This window comes from Streptomyces sp. BJ20, from assembly GCF_022869105.1.
GTDB lineage: Bacteria > Actinomycetota > Actinomycetes > Streptomycetales > Streptomycetaceae > Streptomyces > Streptomyces griseoincarnatus.
In genome coordinates this window covers 6,988,598-7,008,098 of record NZ_CP094918.1, presented here as the reverse complement: position 1 = coordinate 7,008,098, position 19,501 = coordinate 6,988,598, and the positions used below count along the sequence as shown (strand labels likewise).

Sequence of the window (19,501 nt, the reverse complement as noted above, 5' to 3'; positions counted from 1 at the left end):
TCTCAGGCCGCCGTCGCCACGCCCGTGACCGTGACCGTGGTCAGGAGCCGCTCGTAGGTCTCCCGGTCGAAGTCGCCGGCCGTGGGGGAGAGGACCGTGGCCGCGGAGAGGGCCGTGGCGCGGATCAGGCGTTCCGGCCACGGGCGGTGTTCCACCAGGGCGGACAGCAGGCCCGCGACGGCCGCGTCGCCCGCGCCCGTGGGGTTGCCGGTCAGCGGGGCCGGCGGGGTCGCGCGCCAGCGGCCCTCCGGGGTCACCGCGAGCAGGCCGTCCGCCCCCAGGGAGGCGACCACCGTGCCCGCGCCGCGGCGGCGGGCGTCCTGGGTGGCGCGCAACGGCTCGTGGGAGCCGGTGAGTTCGGCCAGTTCCTCCGTGTTGGGCTTCAGGAGGTCCGGCCGGCCCGCCACGCCGCGCCGCAGCGCCGCCCCGCTCGTGTCGAGCAGCACCGGGACCCGGGCCGCGCGGGCCGTGCGGACGAGGTTCGCGTACGCGCCGACGGGGACGCCCGGGGGCAGGCTGCCGCACAGGGCGACCGCCGAGGCGGACGGCAGCAGGTCCTCGTAGACCTCCTGGAAGGCGGACCACTCGGCGTGGGCGATGTGCGGGCCGGGCTCGTTCAGATGCGTCGTGACGCCGGTGCGGTCGTCGACGAGGGTCACCGTGCGGCGGGTGGCGCCGGAGACCGGGACCAACGCGTCGGTGACGCGCGGCACTTCGGTGAGGCGGTCGCGCAGGACGCGTCCCGTGGGGCCGCCCGAGAAGCCCGTGACGGTCACCTCGTGGCCGAGCGCGGCCAGCACCCGCGCCACGTTGACGCCCTTGCCGCCGGGGCGTTCCAGCACCTCGGAGACCCGGTGGGAGGCTCCCGCCCGCAGGGACGGGACGCGATAGGTGATGTCGAGAGCGGTGTTCAGCGTGACCGTGAGAATCACCGGGCCGACCTCCCCCTCTTGCCTGCCTTCCATGGCCCCGGGGTCACGATCATGCCAAAAGGAAGGCGGTCGGCCCACCCCCGGGACCGGCCACCGTGGACCGGTCCGGGGGACGGATCAGGCCAGTTGGGGAGCGACCGCCCATTCTCCCTTGCGCATGACGCCCACCAGCTCGAAGGCGTCGTCGAGGACCACGAGGTCGGCGTCCTTGCCGGGCTCCAGGGAGCCGATGCGGTCGGACAGGCCGAGCAGGCGCGCCGGGTTGGCGGACACCGCCGCGACGACGTCCTCGACGGGGAGCCCGTCCACCGTCACCGCCCGTTTGAAGGCGCGGTCCAGGGTGAGTGTGGAGCCGGCGATCGAGTTGCCCTCCACCAGGCGGGCCACGCCGTCCGCGACCTCGACCTCCAGGGGGCCGAGCATGTAGCGGCCGTCGCCGAAGCCGGCCGCGTCCATCGCGTCGGTGATGAAGGCGACCCGGTCGCGGCCCGCGTGGTGGAACGCGAACTGCAGGGCGGCCGGGTGGAGATGCGTGCCGTCGTTGATCAGCTCGACGGTGACCCGCTCGTCCTCCAGCAGCGCCGCGACCGGGCCGGGGGCGCGGTGGCCGAGCTGCGGCATCGCGTTGAACAGGTGGGTGGCGACGGTCGCGCCCGCGTCGACGGCGGCCACCGTCTGCTCGTACGTGGCGTCGGTGTGGCCGACGGCGGCGATCACGCCGTGCTCGACGAGCAGCCGTACCGAGTCCAGACCGCCGGGGAGTTCGGTGGCGAGCGTCATCATCCGGGCGTGGCCGTGGGCCGCGTCGATCAGCTTGCGCACCTCCGCCGGGTCGGGGTCGCGCAGCAGCGTCTCGTCGTGCGCGCCCTTGCGGCAGGGGGAGATGAACGGTCCCTCGAAGTGGATGCCGGCGATGTCGCCCTGCTGGGCCAGCTCCGCCAGCATCCCCGCGTGCCGGGCGAGGAAGTCGAGGTCGCCGGTGACGGCGGAGGCGACCACCGTGGTGGTGCCGTGGTGCAGATGCGTACGGACGCCCTGGAGGACGTCCTCGGCGGTGCCGCCCGCGAAGGACACCCCGCCGCCGCCGTGGTTGTGGATGTCGACGAAGCCGGGCACCAGCCAGTGGCCGCGCAGGTCGACCGTCTCGGCCGTCCCCTCCGCGGGGGACGGGCCGGGGGCCGTGGCCGCGATGCGCGTGCCCTCGACGGTCACGCGGGCGTCGTCCACGGTCCCGGTGGGCAGGACCACCCGGGCACCGGTGAGAACCTTGGTGGGGGCCATCAGGTGGTTACCTCCGAGGGGTCAGTGGTCTCGACGGACGGGTCGGCGGTCTCGATCAGGTCCCACGCGAGCAGGCCCGCGCCGAGGCATCCCGCGGTGTCGCCGAGGGCCGCGGGGACCAGCGACGGCAGCTTCTGGAAGGTGACCCGCCGCCGGACGGCCTCCCGCAGCGGTGTGAACAAGGTTTCCCCCGCCTCGGCGAGCCCGCCACCGATGATCAGCGTGCGCGGGTCCAGCAGGGTGAGCGCGGTGACCAGCCCGTCGGCGAGCGCGTCCACGGCCTCCTGCCACACCCGCGCGGCCCTCTCGTCACCCGAGGCGACGGCCTTGGCGCAGTCCGCCGCGTCCGCGTCCGGGTCGCCGCTCGCCTCGGCCCACGCCCGGCTCACGGCCGACGCGGACGCGAACCGCTCCAGGCAGCCGCGCTGACCGCAGGGACATTCCGCGCCACCGGGCCGTACGACGATGTGGCCGATCTCGCCCGCGAAGCCGTGCGCTCCGGCCTCGACCTTGCCGTCGATGCCGATGGCGCCCGCGATGCCGGTGCCGAGCGGGACGAAGAGGAAGCGGTCGGCGCCCCGCCCGGCCCCGATGCGGCCCTCGGCCAGACCGCCGGTGCGCACGTCGTGGCCGAGCGCCACGGGCACGCCGCCGAGCCGCCCGGCGAGCAGGGCGCGCAGGGGCACGTCGTGCCAGCCGAGGTTGGCGGCGTAGGCGGCGACGCCCTCCGCCTCGTCGACGATGCCGGGGACGGCGACGCCGGCGGCCGAGGCCGGTTCGCCGTGGGCGCGGATGCCGTGGGCGCGGAGCTCCGCCGCGAAGTCGAGGATGCCCTCGACCACCGCGTCCGGGCCGCGCTCACGGCCGGTGGGACGGCGGGCCTGGTGCAGCAGCTCGCCGTCCGCCCCGACCAGGGCGGCCTTCATCCCGGTGCCGCCCACGTCGAGGGCGATGACATGTTTCACGGGGAACAGTGTGGCCCGTGGACCCGCAAGAGGTCTAGTCCACTCACGTGGTGTAGACCTTAATCCGATATTCGGATCATCGATCGGCGCTGGGCGCCGGACCAGGGGAGAGCACGTGCGAGGGCGGGTCAGGACAAGGACGATCGCGACGGTGTCCGTGCTGGGACTGGCAGCGGTCCTGAGCGGATGCGGGGTCGGCGGCGGCGATTCCTCCGACGTGACCCTCACACTGGTCGCCGCCGACTACGGCAACGGCGCGGCCGACAGCAGCAAGAAGTACTGGGCCGACCTGGTCGAGCGGTACGAGTCCGACCACCCCGACGTGGACATCGACGTCAGCGTGTACTCGTGGAACGACGTCGACCGCAAGGTCAAGGAGATGGTCGACGCCGGGAACCCGCCGGACATGGCCCAGATCGGCGCGTACGCCGACTACGCCTCCCAGGGCCTGCTCCACCGCGTCGGCGACCTGCTCTCCATCCCCGTCCAGGCGGACTTCCTCTCGCAGCTCTCCGAAGCGGGCGAGGTCAACAGCGTCCAGTACGGCATGCCGTTCGCCGCCTCCACGCGGCTGCTGTTCTACAACAAGTCCCTCTTCGCCGAGGCCGGGCTCACCCCGCCCGAGACCTGGGACGAACTGGTCGAGTGCGCCGAGGCGCTCGAGGCGGACGGGGTGAAGTACCCCTACGCGCTGCCGCTCGGCCCCGAGGAGGCCCAGGCCGAGACCCTCCAGTGGCTGCTGAGCGGCGACGGCGGCTACACCGACATCGGCGGCACCTACGCCATCGACTCCACGGAGAACGTCGAGACCCTCAGCTGGCTGCGGGACGAACTCGTCGGCAAGGGGCTCACCGGACCCGTCGCGCCCGGCGAGCTCGACCGGGCGGAGGCGTTCGAGGCGTTCGCCGCCGGGGACGTCGGCATGCTCAACGGGCATCCCTCCCTGATGGAGATGGCGCGGAAGAAGGGCGTGAAGTACGGCATGGTGCCGATCCCCGGCGCCGAGGGCGAGACGCCGTCCGCGCTGGGCGTCGCCGACTGGATGATGGCGTTCGAGAAGAACGGGCACCGCGACGAGATCGGGGACTTCCTCGACTTCGTCTACAGCGAGGAGAACGTGCTGGACTTCTCCCGCGAGTACGACCTGCTGCCGGTCACCAACTCCGCGTCGCGGGCGATGGCGGCGTCGGGGCAGGACAAGGAGATCAAGCCGTTCCTCGACCAGTTGCCGTTGTCGGAGCAGTACCCGGTGGGCAAGACGTCGTGGGCCGCGGTGAACGCGGAGATCAAGCGGAAGATCGGCAACGCCGTGGAACCGGGCGGCAGCCCGGCGGGCGTCCTCGGCGAGCTGCAGGCGGCGGCGGTGCGGGCGGACAGCGCGGGGTAGCCTGCCCGGCATGGGTGAGGCTGAGGATCTGGGGCGCCTCGAGCGGGAGGTGCTCGCGCTGGAGCGGCGGGGGGCCGTGTCGCCGGGGGCGAAGGAGCGGGTGATCCGGGAGGAGCTGGGGTTGGTACCGGTGCGGTACTACCAGCTCCTCAACGCGTTGCTCGACGATCCGCGGGCGTTGGCCCACGACCCCGTGACGGTGAACCGCCTGCGGCGGGTACGGGACGCGCGGCGCGCGGAGCGGTGAGGGCGCCACCGGGACGCGGCACGGTGGGTTCGCCCCCGCCGCCCCTTCCCGTCCCGCCCCTGGGACTGCGCCCCAGCCCCCTGTCGGTCCTTCGGGCCTCCTCGAACGCCGGACGGGCTGAAGTCAGCCCCTCCGGCGCTTGAGGAGCGGTTCCGGGGCGGGGTCCGGGGCGGAGCCCCGGGTCAGGGGAGTCGTTCCGCCAGCGCGCGCAGCAGGTGCACCACCCCAGACGGGCCGTCGACCACCAGGTCGGCGCGGTCCCGCAGTTCCGTGACCTCCTCGCTGCCGCTGCACACCAGCACCCCCGGCGTCCCGGACGCGCGGAGCTTGTCCACCGCCGTGAACGCCGCCAGGTCGCCCAGGTCGTCCCCCGCGTACAGCACCGACCCCGCCCCGATCTCCCGCGCGTACTCCAGCAGCGCGACCCCCTTGTCCATCCCCGGCGGCCGCAGCTCCAGCACCATCCGCCCCGGCTCCACGACGAGACCGTGCCGCGTCGCGAGGTCCGTCAGCGGCTCGCGCAGGGCCTCGAAGGCGGCCTGCGGGTCGGACGCCCTGCGGGTGTGGACGGCGACCGCCCGCCCCTTCTCCTCGATCCACGTGCCCTGCCACGCCCCCACCCGGTCCAGCAGCCCCGGCAGCTCGGCGCGTGCGGCGGCGACGCCGGGGTGCGGGGCGGGCGCGGTGACGGAACCGGTGACCGCGTCCCAGCGCTCGGCGCCGTAGTGGCCGAGCACCACCAGGTGCTCGAGACCGGGCACACCCGCGAAACCGCCGTGGCGGACCGCGACACCCGGCGGGCGGCCGGTGACGACGGCCACCGCCGCGACCTTCGGGGCGAGCGCGGCGAGCGCGGGCACCGCGTCCGGGTGGGCGCGGGCCTGCTCGGGGTCGGCGACGATCGGCGCGAGCGTGCCGTCGAAGTCAAGCCCGATCAGCGCCTTGCCCGGGTGGGCCAGGAGCGCGTCGAGCCCGTCCCGCCCGGCCTGCGTGGCGGGCGTCGGCAGCGCTGCGGGGTCCGTGGAATCCGTATGACTGGCCATGTGCCCCAACCTATCCACGCCTGCCGGATGTCACGCCTGCGCGAGGGGCCGTTCCGGTCGCGGCCGGATCCGCCGGGCCGCGCCCGGGCACGTCGGCCGCACGGCGTCAGGGCCCGTGGAGAGCCCGCCGGCGGGTCCGCGGGTCAGCGTCCGGTTCCGCCACGCAGCGCTTCCAGCTGGTCCAGGAACCACCGTGCCGGTGGCAGCGCGGTCGCCGCCGCGGCCAGCCGCTTGCCGCGCTCCGTGCGGTCCTCGGGGCGCATGGACAGCGCCTCGTGCAGGGCCTCGGCCGTCTGCACGACGTCGTACGGGTTCACGGTGATCGCGTCCTCGCCCAGCTCCTCGTGGGCGCCGGCCTCGCGGGACAGCACCAGGGCGCAGCCCGCGTCGGAGACCACCGGGACCTCCTTCGCGACCAGGTTCATGCCGTCGCGGATCGGGTTGACGAGGGCCACGTCGGCCAGCCGGTACGCGGCCAGGGAGCGGGCGAAGTCGTCCTTGACGTGCAGGACGACCGGGCGCCAGCCGGGCGTGCCGTACCGGTCGTTGATCTCCTCGGCGAGCCGCTGCACCTCGGCCGTGTAGTCGCGGTAGACGGCGAGGTCCTGCCGGGACGGGTAGGCGAAGGCGACGTGCACCACGCGCTCGCGCCACTCGGGCCGGTCGTCCAGCAGCTGCCGGTACGCCAGCAGGCCGCGCACGATGTTCTTGGACAGCTCGGTGCGGTCGACGCGGACGATCGTCCGGCGCCCCTCGCCGATCTCCTCCTTCAGCGCGGCCATCCGCTCGTGGACGTCCGCCTCGTGCGAGCGGGCGCGCAGGAAGTCCGCGTCGGCGCCCAGGCCGTGCACCCCGACGCGGGTGTCGCCGAGCCCGCCGGCGAACCGCTCGCAGCACGCGGTGAACGCGTCCGCCCAGCGGTGGGTGAGGAAGCCGAGCCGGTCGGCGCCGAGCATGCCGCGCAGCACCTGCCGCGCGATGTCGTCGGGAAGCATCGCGAAGTACTCGGGCGGCGCCCACGGCGTGTGCGAGAAGTGCCCGATGCGCAGGTCGGGGCGCAGCTCGCGGAGCATGCCGGGGACCAGGGTCAGGTGGTAGTCCTGCACCAGGACGGCCGCGCCCTCGGCGGCCTCCTCGGCCAGCGCCTCGGCGAACGCGCGGTTGTACGTCTCGTAGGACGCCCACTTGCTGCGGAACTCCGCGTCGAACACCGGCTCCAGCGGCGTCTGGTACAGCATGTGGTGGACGAACCACAGCACCGAGTTCGCGATGCCGTTGTACGCGTCCGCGTGCACGCCCGCCGGGATGTCCAGCATCCGCACGCCGTCCTCTCCGACCCCGCGCCGCACGGCCTCGCGGTCGTCGTCGGACAGCGCCGAGCACACCCACAGCGCGCCCGACTCGGGGCCGATGGCCGAGAGGCCGGAGACCAGTCCCCCACCGCCCCGTTTGCTCCTCAGCGAACCGTCGTCCGCCACCGCGTACGACACCGGCCCCCGGTTGGAGGCGACCAGCACCTGAGCTGCACCGAAGCTTGAAGCCATACGCCTCAACCTAGCCCGGCCCCCGGGGCCTCAAACGTGCCGGTGCGTCACACCGGCCGGCGGGCGACGAGGTCGCGCCACGCGGCTGCGTCGGGCCGGCCGGCGGGCTCAGGCCACCCGGCGCGCCATGTACTCCGCGATGTCCCTCATCGGCGGCCGCTCCTCCGTGTCCACCGAGTGCGTGCAGGGCTCGAAGGCGTCCCCGGCGCGCTCGAACTGGGTCAGCGACGGCCGCAGCAGATGCGCGCGGGCCAGCCGCAGCTGTGCGGTGCGGTAGATCGCGGCGGCCATCCGGCCGAGCGCCTGCCCGTCCTGGTGCCGGTGCTTGCGCACTCCCACGTCAACCTGGGCCAGCGCGTCCAGGCCCACCAGGTGCAGGGCGTCGACCAGCATGCCCAGCTCGACGCCGTACCCGACGGGGAACGGAAGCTGTTCCAGGAGGCCGCGGCGGGCCGCGTACTCGCCGCCCAGCGGCTGCACGAACCCGGCGAGCTGCGGCCAGTGCATGTTGAGCAGCGGGCGGGCCATCAGCTCCGTGACCCGGCCGCCCTGCCCGGCGCCCGCGCCGGTGGCGCTGCCGCCGGCCACGGTCAGCGGCCGGTCGTACATGGCCTTGACGAGCTGGAGGTCCGGATCGGTGAGCAGCGGGCCGACGATCCCGGTGACGAAGTCCGAGGAGAACTCCCTCAGGTCCGCGTCGACGAAGCACACGATGTCGCCGCGCGTGACCAGCAGGGACCGCCACAGCACCTCGCCCTTGCCGGGTACGGCCGGCAGACGGGGCAGAATGGCGTCCCGGTGGACGACGGTCGCGCCCGCCGCCGCGGCCACCTCGGAGGTGCGGTCGGTGGAGCCGGAGTCGATCACCACGACCTCGTCGACCAGGGGCGCCTGGAGCACCAGGTCGTGTCGGATGACGGAGACGATGTCACCGACCGTGGCCTCCTCGTTCAGCGCGGGCAGCACCACGCTCACGGTCTGTCCCGAGGCGCGTTTCGCCGCCAGGATCCGGTGCAGAGGGCGGTCGGACACCGACCAGGAGCGCTCGATCAGCCAGCGCTCGACTTCTTCCAGCACGGCGGACTCCTCACTGACCGGGGTGATCCATCTCGGTGTTCGGACGGCTCTCTCCGCCGTCAGGGCCTTCGGTTACAGTCTTGAACAGCGCCGACGGACCCCGCATCCCGGGGGGTGTCGGGGCGCACAACTGAACACCGCTCATCCAGAGGGGCAGAGGGATACGGCCCGATGAAGCCCCGGCAACCCTCCAGTCGGTTCCTGTCACGCGGACGTGGCGAGGCTCCCGGCTAGGGAAGGTGCCAAATCCGTCTCACGGCGAAGTGCGTCGTGAGGAAGATGAGGAGAAAGGGCCTCGCCTCCATGGCTGTGCAGACTGTTGCAAGCACCACCGACACCGCGAACTCCGTAGACCTGGGTCCCGCCGCCGCGCTGTCCTGCCGCGAGTGCGGCCACCGCGTGCCCCTCGGCCCGGTCTTCGCCTGCGAGGAGTGTTTCGGCCCGCTGGAGATCGCCTACGACTTCTCGGGCTACGACACCGAAGAGCTCCGCAAGCGCATCGAGGCGGGTCCCGCGAACATCTGGCGCTACGCGCCGCTGCTGCCCGTCCCCGCGGACGTGGCGACCAAGCCCAACCTGAACCCCGGCTGGACCAAGCTCGTCCAGGCGGACAACCTCGCCCGCGAGCTGGGCGTCACCGGCGGCCTCTACGTCAAGGACGACTCCGGCAACCCCACGCACTCCTTCAAGGACCGGGTCGTCGCCCAGGCCCTGGAGGCCGCGCGCGCCTTCGGTTTCACCACGCTGTCCTGCTCCTCCACCGGCAACCTGGCCGGCGCGGTCGGCGCCGCCGCCGCCCGGGCCGGCTTCCGCTCCTGCGTGTTCATCCCGCACGACCTGGAGCAGGGCAAGATCGTCATGGCCGCCGTCTACGGCGGGGAACTCGTCGGCATCGAGGGCAACTACGACGACGTGAACCGCTTCTGCTCCGAGCTGATCGGCGACCCGGCCGGCGAGGGCTGGGGCTTCGTCAACGTCAACCTGCGGCCGTACTACGCCGAGGGCTCCAAGACCCTCGCGTACGAGGTCTGCGAGCAGCTCGGCTGGCGGCTCCCGGACCAGATCGTCGTCCCGATCGCCTCCGGCTCGCAGCTCACGAAGATCGACAAGGGGCTCCAGGAGCTGATCAAGCTCGGGCTCGTCGAGGACAAGCCGTACAAGATCTTCGGTGCGCAGGCCGAGGGGTGCTCGCCGGTCTCCACGGCGTACAAGGCCGGGCACGACGTCGTCCGCCCGCAGAAGCCGGACACGATCGCCAAGTCGCTGGCGATCGGCAACCCGGCGGACGGGCCGTACGTCCTGGACATCGCGCGTCGTACGGGCGGCGCGGTGGAGGACGTCACGGACGCGCAGGTGGTCGAGGCGATCAAGCTGCTGGCGCGGACCGAGGGGATCTTCGCGGAGACCGCGGGCGGGGTCACGGTCGGCGTGACGAAGAAGCTGATCGAGGACGGGGTGCTGGATCCGTCCCTCACCACGGTGGTGTTGAACACCGGGGACGGGCTCAAGACGCTGGACGCCGTGGCGGGGACGGGACTGACGGCGACGATTCGTCCCAGCCTGGAGTCGTTCCGTGAGGCCGGGCTTGTCTGAGACTCGTTTCGTCATCGTCCGCGGGCCGGTGGGGGTTGTTCGCGCAGTTCCCCGCGCCCCTGGGTGTTCTACCTGACCGGAGGTTCAAAGTGAGCGTTACCGTCCGCATCCCCACCATCCTGCGCACCTACACGGGGGGCAAGGCCGAGGTGCCCGCCGAGGGGGCCACCCTCGGGGAGGTCATCCAGGACCTCGAGAAGAACCACACCGGCATCGCCGCGCGGGTGCTGGACGACCAGGGCAAGCTGCGCCGGTTCGTGAACGTGTACGTCAACGACGACGACGTGCGCTTCGAGCAGGGGCTGGAGACGGCCACCCCGGAGGGCGCCGGCGTCTCGATCATCCCGGCGGTCGCCGGAGGCTGATCATTACCTTCGGTAATGACCGTTACCGAGCGTTTGGGACTTTGCCCCCTCCGTGAGAGATCCGGAGGGGGTAATTCCATGAGGTTGAGCGCGGTAGAGTTGGGGAACGCGCTCCCGATCCATAGATCGGGAACCCTGAATTCCTGCCGCAGACCCGACTGGATGTAGCCAAAGTGCGGGCTCCTTTCGCGGCTTTTGTCTCCTTTGCCCGGCCCGACTTGCCCTGAATTCTGGCGAATTCATGTCACATTCCGGACCGGTGGCGTCCAGATTTCTCGTCCGATTGACCTGTTGCAGACGGCAGTTGGACAGATACATTCAGCCGCGGTCGACGCGTTCCGGCGCACGCCCCCAACCGTTGGGGGGTGAGGTCTGACCCGGGTCCGCGAAGTGTGGATCTGTGCAAGGGCCAGTAATAGGGGAGTTAGGCATGGCTCAGGGCACCGTCAAGTGGTTCAACGCGGAGAAGGGGTACGGCTTCATCGCGGTCGACGGTGGTGCGGATGTTTTCGTCCACTACAGCGCGATCCAGATGGACGGCTACCGCACCCTTGAAGAGGGCCAGCGGGTCGAGTTCGAGATCTCGCAGGGTCAGAAGGGCCCGCAGGCCGACATGGTTCGCGTCACCGCCTGAACGCGCTACCAGCAGCACGCGACATCTTCTGCCGGCGACAGGGCCCGCACCCTCCGGGGTGCGGGCCCTTCGTCATGCCCGGACGCGCCGTGTTCGCCCGGGGCTGATCGGGGCGCGAACCCTTGGTGCATCCGGTGCGCGCGCCTACGCGCCAGCGAAGCGTCTTGCACTCTCGGGGGTCGAGTGCTAATCATTGGCGTTAGCACTCTGAAGGTGAGAGTGACAACGAAGGACCGGGTCGGTGAGGCCCGCCAGGTCACGTGGGGCAAGGAACCACACGGCCGGCGAGCCGTCCGTCGCGGGCGCGGGCGCGGTCCGAAGGAATCACCCCCAGTCCTGGAGGGACCACTTCACATGGCCAAGATCATCGCGTTCGACGAGGAGGCGCGGCGCGGCCTCGAGCGCGGCATGAACCAGCTCGCGGACGCCGTGAAGGTGACGCTCGGCCCCAAGGGCCGCAACGTCGTCCTCGAGAAGAAGTGGGGCGCCCCCACGATCACCAACGATGGTGTCTCCATCGCCAAGGAGATCGAGCTCGAGGACCCGTACGAGAAGATCGGCGCCGAGCTGGTCAAGGAAGTCGCCAAGAAGACGGACGACGTCGCCGGTGACGGTACGACCACGGCGACCGTTCTCGCCCAGGCCCTGGTCAAGGAGGGCCTGCGCAACGTCGCCGCCGGCGCCAACCCGATGGCCCTGAAGCGCGGCATCGAGAAGGCCGTCGAGGCCGTCTCCGCCGCCCTGCTGGAGCAGGCGAAGGACGTGGAGACCAAGGAGCAGATCGCCTCCACCGCCTCCATCTCCGCCGCCGACACCCAGATCGGCGAGCTCATCGCCGAGGCCATGGACAAGGTCGGCAAGGAAGGCGTCATCACCGTCGAGGAGTCCCAGACCTTCGGTCTGGAGCTGGAGCTCACCGAGGGTATGCGCTTCGACAAGGGCTACATCTCGGCGTACTTCGCCACCGACATGGAGCGTATGGAGGCCGTCCTCGACGACCCGTACATCCTGATCGCGAACTCCAAGATCTCCAACGTCAAGGACCTGCTCCCGCTCCTGGAGAAGGTCATGCAGTCGGGCAAGCCGCTGCTGATCATCGCCGAGGACGTCGAGGGCGAGGCCCTGTCGACCCTGGTCGTCAACAAGATCCGCGGCACCTTCAAGTCCGTCGCCGTCAAGGCCCCGGGCTTCGGTGACCGCCGCAAGGCCATGCTCGGCGACATCGCCATCCTCACGGGCGGCGAGGTCATCTCCGAGGAGGTCGGCCTCAAGCTGGAGAACGCGACGATCGACCTGCTGGGCAAGGCCCGCAAGGTCGTCATCACCAAGGACGAGACCACCATCGTCGACGGTGCCGGCTCGGCCGACCAGGTCCAGGGCCGCGTGAACCAGATCCGCGCCGAGATCGAGAACAGCGACTCGGACTACGACCGCGAGAAGCTGCAGGAGCGCCTGGCGAAGCTCGCCGGCGGTGTCGCGGTCATCAAGGCCGGCGCCGCCACCGAGGTGGAGCTCAAGGAGCGCAAGCACCGCATCGAGGACGCCGTGCGCAACGCCAAGGCGGCCGTCGAGGAGGGCATCGTCGCCGGTGGTGGCGTGGCCCTGCTCCAGGCCTCCCAGGTGTTCGAGAAGCTGGAGCTCGAGGGTGACGAGGCGACCGGCGCCAACGCCGTGAAGCTCGCCCTGGAGGCCCCGCTGAAGCAGATCGCCGTCAACGGTGGTCTCGAGGGCGGCGTCGTCGTGGAGAAGGTCCGCAACCTCACGGTCGGCCACGGCCTGAACGCCGCGACCGGCGAGTACGTCGACATGATCGCCGAGGGCATCATCGACCCGGCCAAGGTGACGCGCTCCGCGCTGCAGAACGCCGCGTCGATCGCCGCGCTGTTCCTCACCACCGAGGCCGTCATCGCCGACAAGCCGGAGAAGGCCGCGGCCCCGGCCGGCGGCGGCATGCCGGGCGGTGACATGGACTTCTGAGCCTGACCCGTCAGGTTCGGACCCGTCCGAGATCCGGAGGGCGGCACTCCCCGCTCAGGGGGTGCCGCCCTTCGGCGTGTCCGGGCGCCGCACAGGGTGACCGGCGTCACGGACGTGGACGGGGGAGGGCGGGAATGCTCACCTCCGCATGCGGGTTCGACGAGGAGTGCGTTATATGCACGTACACATACCGTCGAGTATCCGCGAGGAGTTCTCCTGATGACCGTCGCCGCCTCCGCGACCACCGGACGAGCCGCCGAGACCCTGGCCCGGCCGGTCGCCCTCAACGGGCTGACCGTGCCCAACCGCATCGTCATGGCGCCCATGACCCGTCAGTTCTCGCCGGGCGGCGTGCCGGGGGAGGACGTCGCGTCCTACTACGCCCGCCGGGCCGCCGCCGGGGTCGGGCTGATCGTCACCGAGGGCACGTACGTCGACCACCCGTCCGCCGGCATCAGCGACCGCGTCCCCCGGTTCCACGGGGAGGAGCAGCTGGCCGGCTGGGCGAAGGTCGCGGAGGCGGTGCACGCGGCCGGAGGTCGCATCATGCCGCAGCTGTGGCACGTCGGCATGGTGCGCGAGCAGGGGAAGCCGCCCTTCCCGGAGGCGCCGGCGGTCGGCCCGTCGGGGCTGCGCCTGGACGGCACCGAGGGCGGCAAGGAGATGACCCGGGCCGACATCGACGACGTCGTGGCGGCGTTCGCGAAGGCGGCGGCCGACGCCGAGCGCATCGGTTTCGACGGCGTGGAGCTGCACGGCGCCCACGGCTACCTCATCGACCAGTTCCTGTGGGCGGGCACCAACCGCCGTACCGACGCCTACGGAGGCGACCCGGTGGCCCGCACCCGGTTCGCCGTGGAGATCGTGCAGGCCGTGCGCTCGGCCGTGTCGCCCGGCTTCCCCGTCGTCTTCCGCTTCTCGCAGTGGAAGGCCGACCACTACGGCGCCCGGCTCGCCGAGACCCCGCAGGAGCTGGAGGCGATCCTCACCCCGCTCGCCACGGCCGGCGTCGACGCCTTCCACGCGTCCACCCGCCGCTACTGGCTCCCCGAGTTCGACGGCTCCGACCTCAACCTGGCCGGCTGGACCCGCAAGCTGACCGGCCGTCCCGCGATCACGGTGGGATCGGTCGGCCTGGACGGTGAGTTCGGGCGCGCCTTCCTCGGTGAGGGCGCCGAGCTGCGGGGCATCGACGACCTTCTCGACCGCCTGGAGCGCGACGAGTTCGACATGGTCGCGGTGGGGCGCGCGGTCCTCCAGGACCCGGAGTGGGCGGCGAAGGTGCTGGCCGGCCGCTTCGACGAGCTGACCTCGTACGACGCGTCGTCGCTGAAGTCGCTGAGCTGAGTCCGGGCCCTGTGCGGGCCCTGTGCGGGCCCTGTGCGGGCCCGGCGCGGGCCGAGGCGCGGCGTCCCCGGTCAGGGGGCGCCGCGCCTTTGTGCCGCACGGAGTTCGCGCGGCTCAGATGTTCCCCATCGGTTCGATGTCCACGTGGACCGGGTTGCCCCAGACGCGGAGGACCTCGTAGTCGGTGAACTCGTGGACGACGCGGTAGGCCGTCGCCGGGCGGGCCATGCGGAGCTGGGCCTTGACGAAGAGTTCCGCCTCGCGGCGGTCGCGGCGCGGGGTGCCGCACAGCTGCCACGCCTGGCCGTTCCACATCTCCGGCAGCCAGCGCTGCTGCGGCTGCGGGCGGTCGCCGCGCACCCCGTAGCGGGAGGGAGCAGGACCGGCGGGGCGGGCCTGCGGGGCCGGGCCGTTGAACTCGGCGCGGCGGGCGGCGCGGCGCCGGGTCTCGCAGAGCAGGCACAGGTCAGGGGCGCTCTCGTCGACCGGCCCCGTGGGGTGCTCGGCGCAGCGCGTGCTGGGCGGCGCCGTGGTCACGGTGTCCTCCAGCAGGTCCAGGGCCCGCCGCAGGTCGTCGCGCACCTCGTGCAGCCGGGCGTCCGGCGTGTCGGCGGAGAGCGCCTCGCCGTGCTCACCGAGCACACGCAGCGCCCGGCCGAGGGCGGTGAGCTGTGCGTGGTTCATGGTGGTCTCCGTGTGGGTGGGGCCGGTGCTCCCAGCGTGCACCACGAAGCGCGGCCAGGGCGCCTCGGGGGCCGGGACGGCCAGCCCCTACGGTGCCTCGTCGGACGGACGGCTGTCGAAGGGGGCGGGGGGAGAGACGAGGACCGGTGCCGGCGGGGCCGGTGCTCCCAGCGTGCACCACGAAGCGCGGCCAGGGCGCCTCGGGGGCCGGGACGGCCAGCCCTTACGGTGCCTCGTCGGACGGACGGCTGTCGAAGGGGGCGGGGGGAGAGACGAGGACCGGTGCCGGCGGGGCCGGTGCTCCCAGCGTGCACCACGAAGCGCGGCCAGGGCGCCTCGGGGGCCGGGACGGCCGGCCCTTACGGTGCCTCGTCGGACGGACGGCTGTCGAAGGGGGCGGGGGAGAGACGAGGGCCGGTGCCGGCCGGGTCGCCGAGGAGGCCCGCCCGCGGTGTCGCGCCGCAGGGTCGAGGACGCCCGCCCGCGGTGTCGCGCCGCAGGTCGAGGACGACCGGGCGCGCTCGTCGAGGACCCGCTGGGCCTCCTTGGCCAGGGACGCCGGACGGGCTGGTGCAGGAGGACAGCGGGCGGATCGGCCTCGCCGCCGGCCTGACCGTGCTCGTCCTCGGTACCCCGGCGTACGCCGACCTGCGGCGCCGGGGCGGGACCCTCACCGTCGGGGCGGGGCCGCCCCTCACCCGCCCGCGCGGGACAGCGCCGCCCGCAGATGCCCGTCGGCCTCGTCCAGGAGCCGGGCCGCCGTCGGTCCGTCCACCCCGGCCAACAGCACGAGGATCGCGTTCTTGACCTCGCCGTCCGTGGCCGCGAGGGCGCGCTCCACGGCCTCGCCGTCGGCGCCCGTCACCTGGGCGACGATCCGGCGGGAGCGGGCACGCAGCTTCTCGTTGGAGGCGCGCACGTCGACCATCAGGTTCCCGTACGTCTTGCCGAGCCGGATCATCGTGATCGTCGAGATCATGTTCAGCACGAGCTTCTGCGCCGTGCCGGCCTTGAGGCGGGTGGAGCCGGTGAGGAACTCCGGGCCCACGACCACCTCGATGCCGTGCTCGGCCGCCGCCGCCAGCGCGCTGCCCCGGTTGCACGACAGTCCCACGGTGAGCGCCCCGTGCCGCCGGGCGTACGCGACCGCGCCGACCGCGTACGGGGTGCGGCCGGAGGCGGAGACGCCGACCACCGTGTCGTCGGGGGTGAGGCCGAGCGCGGCGAGGTCGGACTCGGCCAGCTCGGGGGAGTCCTCGGCGCCCTCGACCGAAGTCACCATGGCCTCGGGACCGCCCGCGATCAGGCCGACGACCCGCGCCGGGTCCGTGTTGAAGGTGGGCGGGCACTCGGAGGCGTCCAGCACGCCCAGCCGCCCCGCCGTGCCCGCGCCCGCGTAGACCAGCCGGCCGCCGCGCGCCATCCGCTCCGCCACGGCGTCGATCGCGGCGGCGATGGCGGGCACCTGCTCGGCGACCGCGCCCGCGACCGTGGCGTCCTCGGCATTCATCAGCCGTGCGATCTCCGGCGTGGGCAGCCGGTCGACGTCCGCCAGCTCCGGCCGGTACGCCTCGGTGGTCAGGGTCTCGAGCTGGGAGCGCAGATCACGGTCGCGGGAGGTGGAGGTCATGGGCGGTGTTCTTTCGGTCGGGGCCGGCGGCTCGGAAGGGGGTACGGCGGGGGCGCGCACGCGGCCGGTGCGCCGCGGGGCCCGCTCTCAGGGGCCCTTGCGGACCGCCCGGTGCCGGTGCGCCAGCGCCTCGTACGACGCCGACAGGGCGGGCGCCGCGGCGTCGTAGGTGCGCTGGGCGACACCCACGAACAGGCAGTCCACGACGAGCAGTTGGCCCGTACGGGAGGACATTGCGGCCGGGCGCAGCTCGCTCTCGCGGGCCGTGGACGTGGTCAGGACGTGGTCGGCGTACTGCGTGACGGGGCTGTCGGGGCGGCCGGTGACCGCGACCGTCGTGGCGCCGCGCTCGAAGGCCACCCGGAGCGGCTCGATGACGTCGCCGGTGGTGCCGGAGTGGGTGATGGCGATCGCCACGTCCCCGGAGCGCAGCTGCACGGCGTTGGTCACGGCGAGGTGCGGGTCGCTGTGGGCGTGCGCCATCAGACCTATGCGCAGCAGCTTCTGGGTGAGATCCTGGGCGACCAGTCCCGACGCGCCGACGCCGTACACATCGGTGCGGCGGGCGCCCGCGAGAGCGGTCACGGCGGCGGCGAGCTGGACGGTGTCCAGTCCGGCGGCGGTGTCGGCGAGGGTCTGCTGCTCGTCGTAGGCGAGCTTGGCGACGACGTCGGCGATGGGATCGTCCACGGCGATGTCCGTGGTGATCGCGGGGGCGCGCCCGGACTGCTGCTGGGCGGCCAGGCCGGCCAGGGCGAGCCGCAGGTCGCGGTAGCCCGGGTAGCCGAGCAGGCGGGCCGTGCGGACGACGGTGGCCTCGCTGGTGCCGGTCAGCTCGGCGAGGCCGGTGACCGTGAGGGCGGCACAGCCGGCCGGGTCGTCGGCGACGGCCTCGGCGACGCGCTGCATGGAACGCGTCATCGACGGGGCCAGCGTGCGCACCTTGGCCGCGAGGGCGGCGGGCGCGGGCGGTGCGGGTGGGGCGCCGGCGCTCCCGAAAATTTCCTTCACGTCATTGGTCACGAAATGAAAGATATTTTCGTCCCGGGCTCCGGGTCAAGAGTGCGCACAATGGGGACATGGACCCCCAGCATGCACCCGGCCCTCCTCCGCCCCTGGAACAAGCGTTGCACGCGGCACGCGCCCTCGTGCTGGCCGACCTCATGTCGCGCGGGGTCGCCGAGGCGGACGTGGTGTCGCTGGTGGAGGACTCCGTCGCGCACCGCCGCTGGTGGGTCGAGCAGTGGCCGGAGGGCGCGGGCTTCCTGGCCGGTCTCGTCGCGCAGGACGTGCAGGACGCCCTGCTGGAGCGGTACGGACGCTGGCCGCTGTGCCCGGTGTGCGGCAGCGGCGACCCGCACGCGCTGGAGGTCGAGCCGGAGCTGGGCCCCGACCCGCACTGGGTGTGCCACAAGGCGGGCGTGAAGGTCGCGGCGGTCGGCGGACTCGGCGGGACGGACGCCTCGTGACGGTGTACATCGACCCGCCCGCCTGGCCGGGCCACGGCCGCTTCTGGTCCCACCTGGTGAGCGACGTCTCCTACGCCGAGCTGCACCTCTTCGCCGCCGGCCTGGGCGTGCCCCGCCGCGCCTTCGAACGCGACCACTACGACATCCCCGCCCACCGGTACGCGGACGCGGTGCGCGCGGGCGCGGTCGAGGTCAGCAGCCGCGAGGTGGTGCGGCTGCTGCACGGGGCGGGGCTGCGGCGGCGCAAGGGAGCCGGGCGGACGGGCCGTCAGGTGTGAGTCAGGCGCGCAGCTCGTAGGTGATCCGGCCCTCCTGCCGGGACACCTCGGTGAAGCCGGCGCGGGTCACGACCTTCTGCGACGGCACGTTCGACTCCTCCACGACGGCCACCACGGTGTGCACGGCGTCCTGCTCGAGCGCCCACGCCGACAGGGTGCGCAGCGCCTCCGTCGCGTAGCCGTTCCCGCGCGCCTCCACGACGAGGTCGTAGCCGATCTCGACCCGGCCGTCGGCGGGCGCGCCGTGGAAGCCCATCGCGCCCACCGCGCGGTCGTCCTCCCGGCGGACCAGCACGTACATGCCCCACTCCGGGAGGTACGCGCCCTCCTCGTACTGCTTGACGCCGATGCCGGCCCCCACGCGCGTGCCCTCGGCCGGAGCGCCGCCCGCCCAGGTGAAGCCGCCGTCACCCGCGACGGACAGGCTCGCGGCGACCGCCGGGGTGACGCCCTCCAGGCCGAGCCGCTCGGAGCGCAGCACCGGGTTGTTGTACCAGCGCCAGGCGGTGACCGGCTCCCGCCCCTCCAGCCCGCCGCGTCCGGTCGCCCACAGCAGTGTGGGCCAGGGCGACGGGCCCGGCCGGACGTGCGGGAAGATCCGCGTCAGCACGAACTCGCAGAGCTCGGCGGGCGGTTCGTACGCGATGCCCAGGCCCTCGGCGATGTCGTGCGTGTGCAGCAGCACCTCGGCGACGCCCATCGCGGCGAAGCCCTCACGGCCCGCGTGCCGGAAGGGGTACGGGTGGAAGGCGCGCACGGAGCGGGGGGTGGTGCGGACGGCGGCGGCGAGCAGGACGCCGGTGGTGGTGATCACGTGGAGGACGCCGGAGTTGTCGGTGCCGTCGTCCAGCGCGATGTCGAAGGGCACGTACGCGCCTCGGGCCCGTCCCGCGAGCTGCCCCGCGTACGCGATCAGATCACTCGCGACGTGCACCGCCGTCCCGCGGCAGTCCCACTCCAGCCGTCCCGCCCGGACCCCCGTCCAGTCGCGGTCGGTGACCGCCCCCAGGGCCGCCACGCCGTGCGCGACGGCCGCCTCCACCTGATC

Annotated in this window: 19 protein-coding genes and 1 riboswitch; of the genes, 9 read left to right on the top strand and 10 right to left on the bottom strand. The window is 72.9% G+C overall.

Annotation, left to right across the window (positions count from 1 at the left end; genetic code table 11):
- Positions 1 to 2 precede the first annotated feature (2 nt).
- The 3 genes from MTR79_RS31485 to MTR79_RS31475 form a co-directional block, all read right to left on the bottom strand.
- Positions 3 to 932, bottom strand: a complete 930-nt coding sequence (locus tag MTR79_RS31485) for a 1-phosphofructokinase family hexose kinase (protein ID WP_244793342.1) — start codon at positions 930 to 932, stop codon at positions 3 to 5.
- Between the two features lie 117 nt (positions 933 to 1,049).
- Positions 1,050 to 2,213, bottom strand: coding sequence for an N-acetylglucosamine-6-phosphate deacetylase (gene nagA, locus MTR79_RS31480; RefSeq protein WP_086703241.1), 1,164 nt, complete (start codon positions 2,211 to 2,213; stop codon positions 1,050 to 1,052).
- The gene (locus MTR79_RS31475; protein ID WP_244792679.1) at positions 2,213 to 3,178 is read right to left on the bottom strand and encodes an ROK family protein; all 966 of its coding nucleotides are present in this window, start codon (positions 3,176 to 3,178) and stop codon (positions 2,213 to 2,215) included. The genes nagA and MTR79_RS31475 overlap by 1 nt, the downstream gene beginning before the upstream one ends.
- A gap of 151 nt (positions 3,179 to 3,329) precedes the next feature.
- On the opposite strand from MTR79_RS31475, the gene MTR79_RS31470 reads away from it, so the two are divergent.
- Together MTR79_RS31470 and MTR79_RS31465 are read left to right on the top strand one after the other, a co-directional pair.
- The gene (locus MTR79_RS31470) at positions 3,330 to 4,565 is read left to right on the top strand and encodes an extracellular solute-binding protein (RefSeq protein WP_244792677.1); all 1,236 of its coding nucleotides are present in this window, start codon (positions 3,330 to 3,332) and stop codon (positions 4,563 to 4,565) included.
- Positions 4,566 to 4,575: 10 nt separating this feature from the next.
- A complete protein-coding gene (locus MTR79_RS31465; RefSeq protein WP_086703236.1) occupies positions 4,576 to 4,812 on the top strand; it encodes a DUF3263 domain-containing protein in 237 nt (78 codons plus the stop codon).
- Between the two features lie 182 nt (positions 4,813 to 4,994).
- Here the strand turns inward: MTR79_RS31465 and otsB are convergent, their stop codons facing one another.
- The 3 genes from otsB to MTR79_RS31450 form a co-directional block, all read right to left on the bottom strand.
- Positions 4,995 to 5,855, bottom strand: coding sequence for a trehalose-phosphatase (gene otsB, locus MTR79_RS31460; protein ID WP_122214744.1), 861 nt, complete (start codon positions 5,853 to 5,855; stop codon positions 4,995 to 4,997).
- A gap of 143 nt (positions 5,856 to 5,998) precedes the next feature.
- Positions 5,999 to 7,399, bottom strand: coding sequence for a trehalose-6-phosphate synthase (locus tag MTR79_RS31455; protein ID WP_086701806.1), 1,401 nt, complete (start codon positions 7,397 to 7,399; stop codon positions 5,999 to 6,001).
- A 108-nt stretch (positions 7,400 to 7,507) separates the two neighbouring features.
- Positions 7,508 to 8,476, bottom strand: coding sequence for a glucosyl-3-phosphoglycerate synthase (locus MTR79_RS31450; RefSeq protein WP_244792675.1), 969 nt, complete (start codon positions 8,474 to 8,476; stop codon positions 7,508 to 7,510).
- A gap of 138 nt (positions 8,477 to 8,614) precedes the next feature.
- A riboswitch (SAM riboswitch) is annotated at positions 8,615 to 8,762 on the top strand.
- Positions 8,763 to 8,779: 17 nt separating this feature from the next.
- On the opposite strand from MTR79_RS31450, the gene thrC reads away from it, so the two are divergent.
- The 5 genes from thrC (at position 8,780) to MTR79_RS31425 (ending at position 14,392) form a co-directional block, all read left to right on the top strand.
- Entirely contained in the window at positions 8,780 to 10,069 is a 1,290-nt protein-coding gene (thrC, locus tag MTR79_RS31445) for a threonine synthase (protein WP_048459042.1), read from the top strand.
- Between the two features lie 89 nt (positions 10,070 to 10,158).
- Positions 10,159 to 10,434 (top strand): MoaD/ThiS family protein, encoded by a 276-nt coding sequence (locus MTR79_RS31440; RefSeq protein ID WP_048459043.1) that lies wholly within the window; start codon positions 10,159 to 10,161, stop codon positions 10,432 to 10,434.
- Positions 10,435 to 10,864: 430 nt separating this feature from the next.
- The gene (locus tag MTR79_RS31435) at positions 10,865 to 11,068 is read left to right on the top strand and encodes a cold-shock protein (protein WP_004986573.1); all 204 of its coding nucleotides are present in this window, start codon (positions 10,865 to 10,867) and stop codon (positions 11,066 to 11,068) included.
- 354 nt (positions 11,069 to 11,422) lie between these two features.
- On the top strand, positions 11,423 to 13,045 hold the full coding sequence (gene groL, locus MTR79_RS31430) for a chaperonin GroEL (RefSeq protein WP_048459044.1): 1,623 nt from the start codon (positions 11,423 to 11,425) through the stop codon (positions 13,043 to 13,045).
- 219 nt (positions 13,046 to 13,264) lie between these two features.
- Positions 13,265 to 14,392 carry an NADH:flavin oxidoreductase gene (locus tag MTR79_RS31425; RefSeq protein ID WP_086701803.1) on the top strand — a complete coding sequence of 376 codons (1,128 nt, stop codon included), beginning with the start codon at positions 13,265 to 13,267 and terminating at the stop codon, positions 14,390 to 14,392.
- Positions 14,393 to 14,506: 114 nt separating this feature from the next.
- Here MTR79_RS31425 and MTR79_RS31420 read toward each other — a convergent pair whose 3' ends face one another.
- The 3 genes from MTR79_RS31420 to MTR79_RS31410 form a co-directional block, all read right to left on the bottom strand.
- Entirely contained in the window at positions 14,507 to 15,076 is a 570-nt protein-coding gene (locus tag MTR79_RS31420; RefSeq protein WP_244792673.1) for a hypothetical protein, read from the bottom strand.
- A gap of 694 nt (positions 15,077 to 15,770) precedes the next feature.
- On the bottom strand, positions 15,771 to 16,706 hold the full coding sequence (murQ, locus tag MTR79_RS31415; RefSeq protein ID WP_086705488.1) for an N-acetylmuramic acid 6-phosphate etherase: 936 nt from the start codon (positions 16,704 to 16,706) through the stop codon (positions 15,771 to 15,773).
- An 87-nt stretch (positions 16,707 to 16,793) separates the two neighbouring features.
- On the bottom strand, positions 16,794 to 17,729 hold the full coding sequence (locus MTR79_RS31410; RefSeq protein WP_048460053.1) for a MurR/RpiR family transcriptional regulator: 936 nt from the start codon (positions 17,727 to 17,729) through the stop codon (positions 16,794 to 16,796).
- Positions 17,730 to 17,785: 56 nt separating this feature from the next.
- Here MTR79_RS31410 and MTR79_RS31405 point away from each other — a divergent pair, with 56 nt between their 5' ends.
- Together MTR79_RS31405 and MTR79_RS31400 are read left to right on the top strand one after the other, a co-directional pair.
- Positions 17,786 to 18,175 (top strand): hypothetical protein, encoded by a 390-nt coding sequence (locus tag MTR79_RS31405; protein WP_048460054.1) that lies wholly within the window; start codon positions 17,786 to 17,788, stop codon positions 18,173 to 18,175.
- Complete coding sequence (locus MTR79_RS31400) at positions 18,172 to 18,453, top strand: DUF4031 domain-containing protein (RefSeq protein ID WP_048460055.1); 282 nt, start codon at positions 18,172 to 18,174, stop codon at positions 18,451 to 18,453. Before MTR79_RS31405 ends, MTR79_RS31400 begins: the two co-directional genes overlap by 4 nt.
- Position 18,454: 1 nt before the next feature.
- On the opposite strand, the gene MTR79_RS31395 is transcribed toward MTR79_RS31400, so the two are convergent.
- On the bottom strand, positions 18,455 to 19,495 hold the full coding sequence (locus MTR79_RS31395) for a GNAT family N-acetyltransferase (RefSeq protein WP_086703064.1): 1,041 nt from the start codon (positions 19,493 to 19,495) through the stop codon (positions 18,455 to 18,457).
- Between the last annotated feature and the right edge of the window lie 6 nt (positions 19,496 to 19,501).

Coding starts and splice junctions, on each gene's coding strand:
- nagA (WP_086703241.1), bottom strand. CDS start 2,213: ATGGCCCCCACCAAGGTTCTCACCGGTGCCCGGGTGGTCCTGCCCACC.
- MTR79_RS31465 (WP_086703236.1), top strand. CDS start 4,576: ATGGGTGAGGCTGAGGATCTGGGGCGCCTCGAGCGGGAGGTGCTCGCG.
- otsB (WP_122214744.1), bottom strand. CDS start 5,855: ATGGCCAGTCATACGGATTCCACGGACCCCGCAGCGCTGCCGACGCCC.
- MTR79_RS31455 (WP_086701806.1), bottom strand. CDS start 7,399: ATGGCTTCAAGCTTCGGTGCAGCTCAGGTGCTGGTCGCCTCCAACCGG.
- thrC (WP_048459042.1), top strand. CDS start 8,780: ATGGCTGTGCAGACTGTTGCAAGCACCACCGACACCGCGAACTCCGTA.
- MTR79_RS31435 (WP_004986573.1), top strand. CDS start 10,865: ATGGCTCAGGGCACCGTCAAGTGGTTCAACGCGGAGAAGGGGTACGGC.
- groL (WP_048459044.1), top strand. CDS start 11,423: ATGGCCAAGATCATCGCGTTCGACGAGGAGGCGCGGCGCGGCCTCGAG.
- MTR79_RS31425 (WP_086701803.1), top strand. CDS start 13,265: ATGACCGTCGCCGCCTCCGCGACCACCGGACGAGCCGCCGAGACCCTG.
- MTR79_RS31420 (WP_244792673.1), bottom strand. CDS start 15,076: ATGAACCACGCACAGCTCACCGCCCTCGGCCGGGCGCTGCGTGTGCTC.
- murQ (WP_086705488.1), bottom strand. CDS start 16,706: ATGACCTCCACCTCCCGCGACCGTGATCTGCGCTCCCAGCTCGAGACC.
- MTR79_RS31405 (WP_048460054.1), top strand. CDS start 17,786: ATGGACCCCCAGCATGCACCCGGCCCTCCTCCGCCCCTGGAACAAGCG.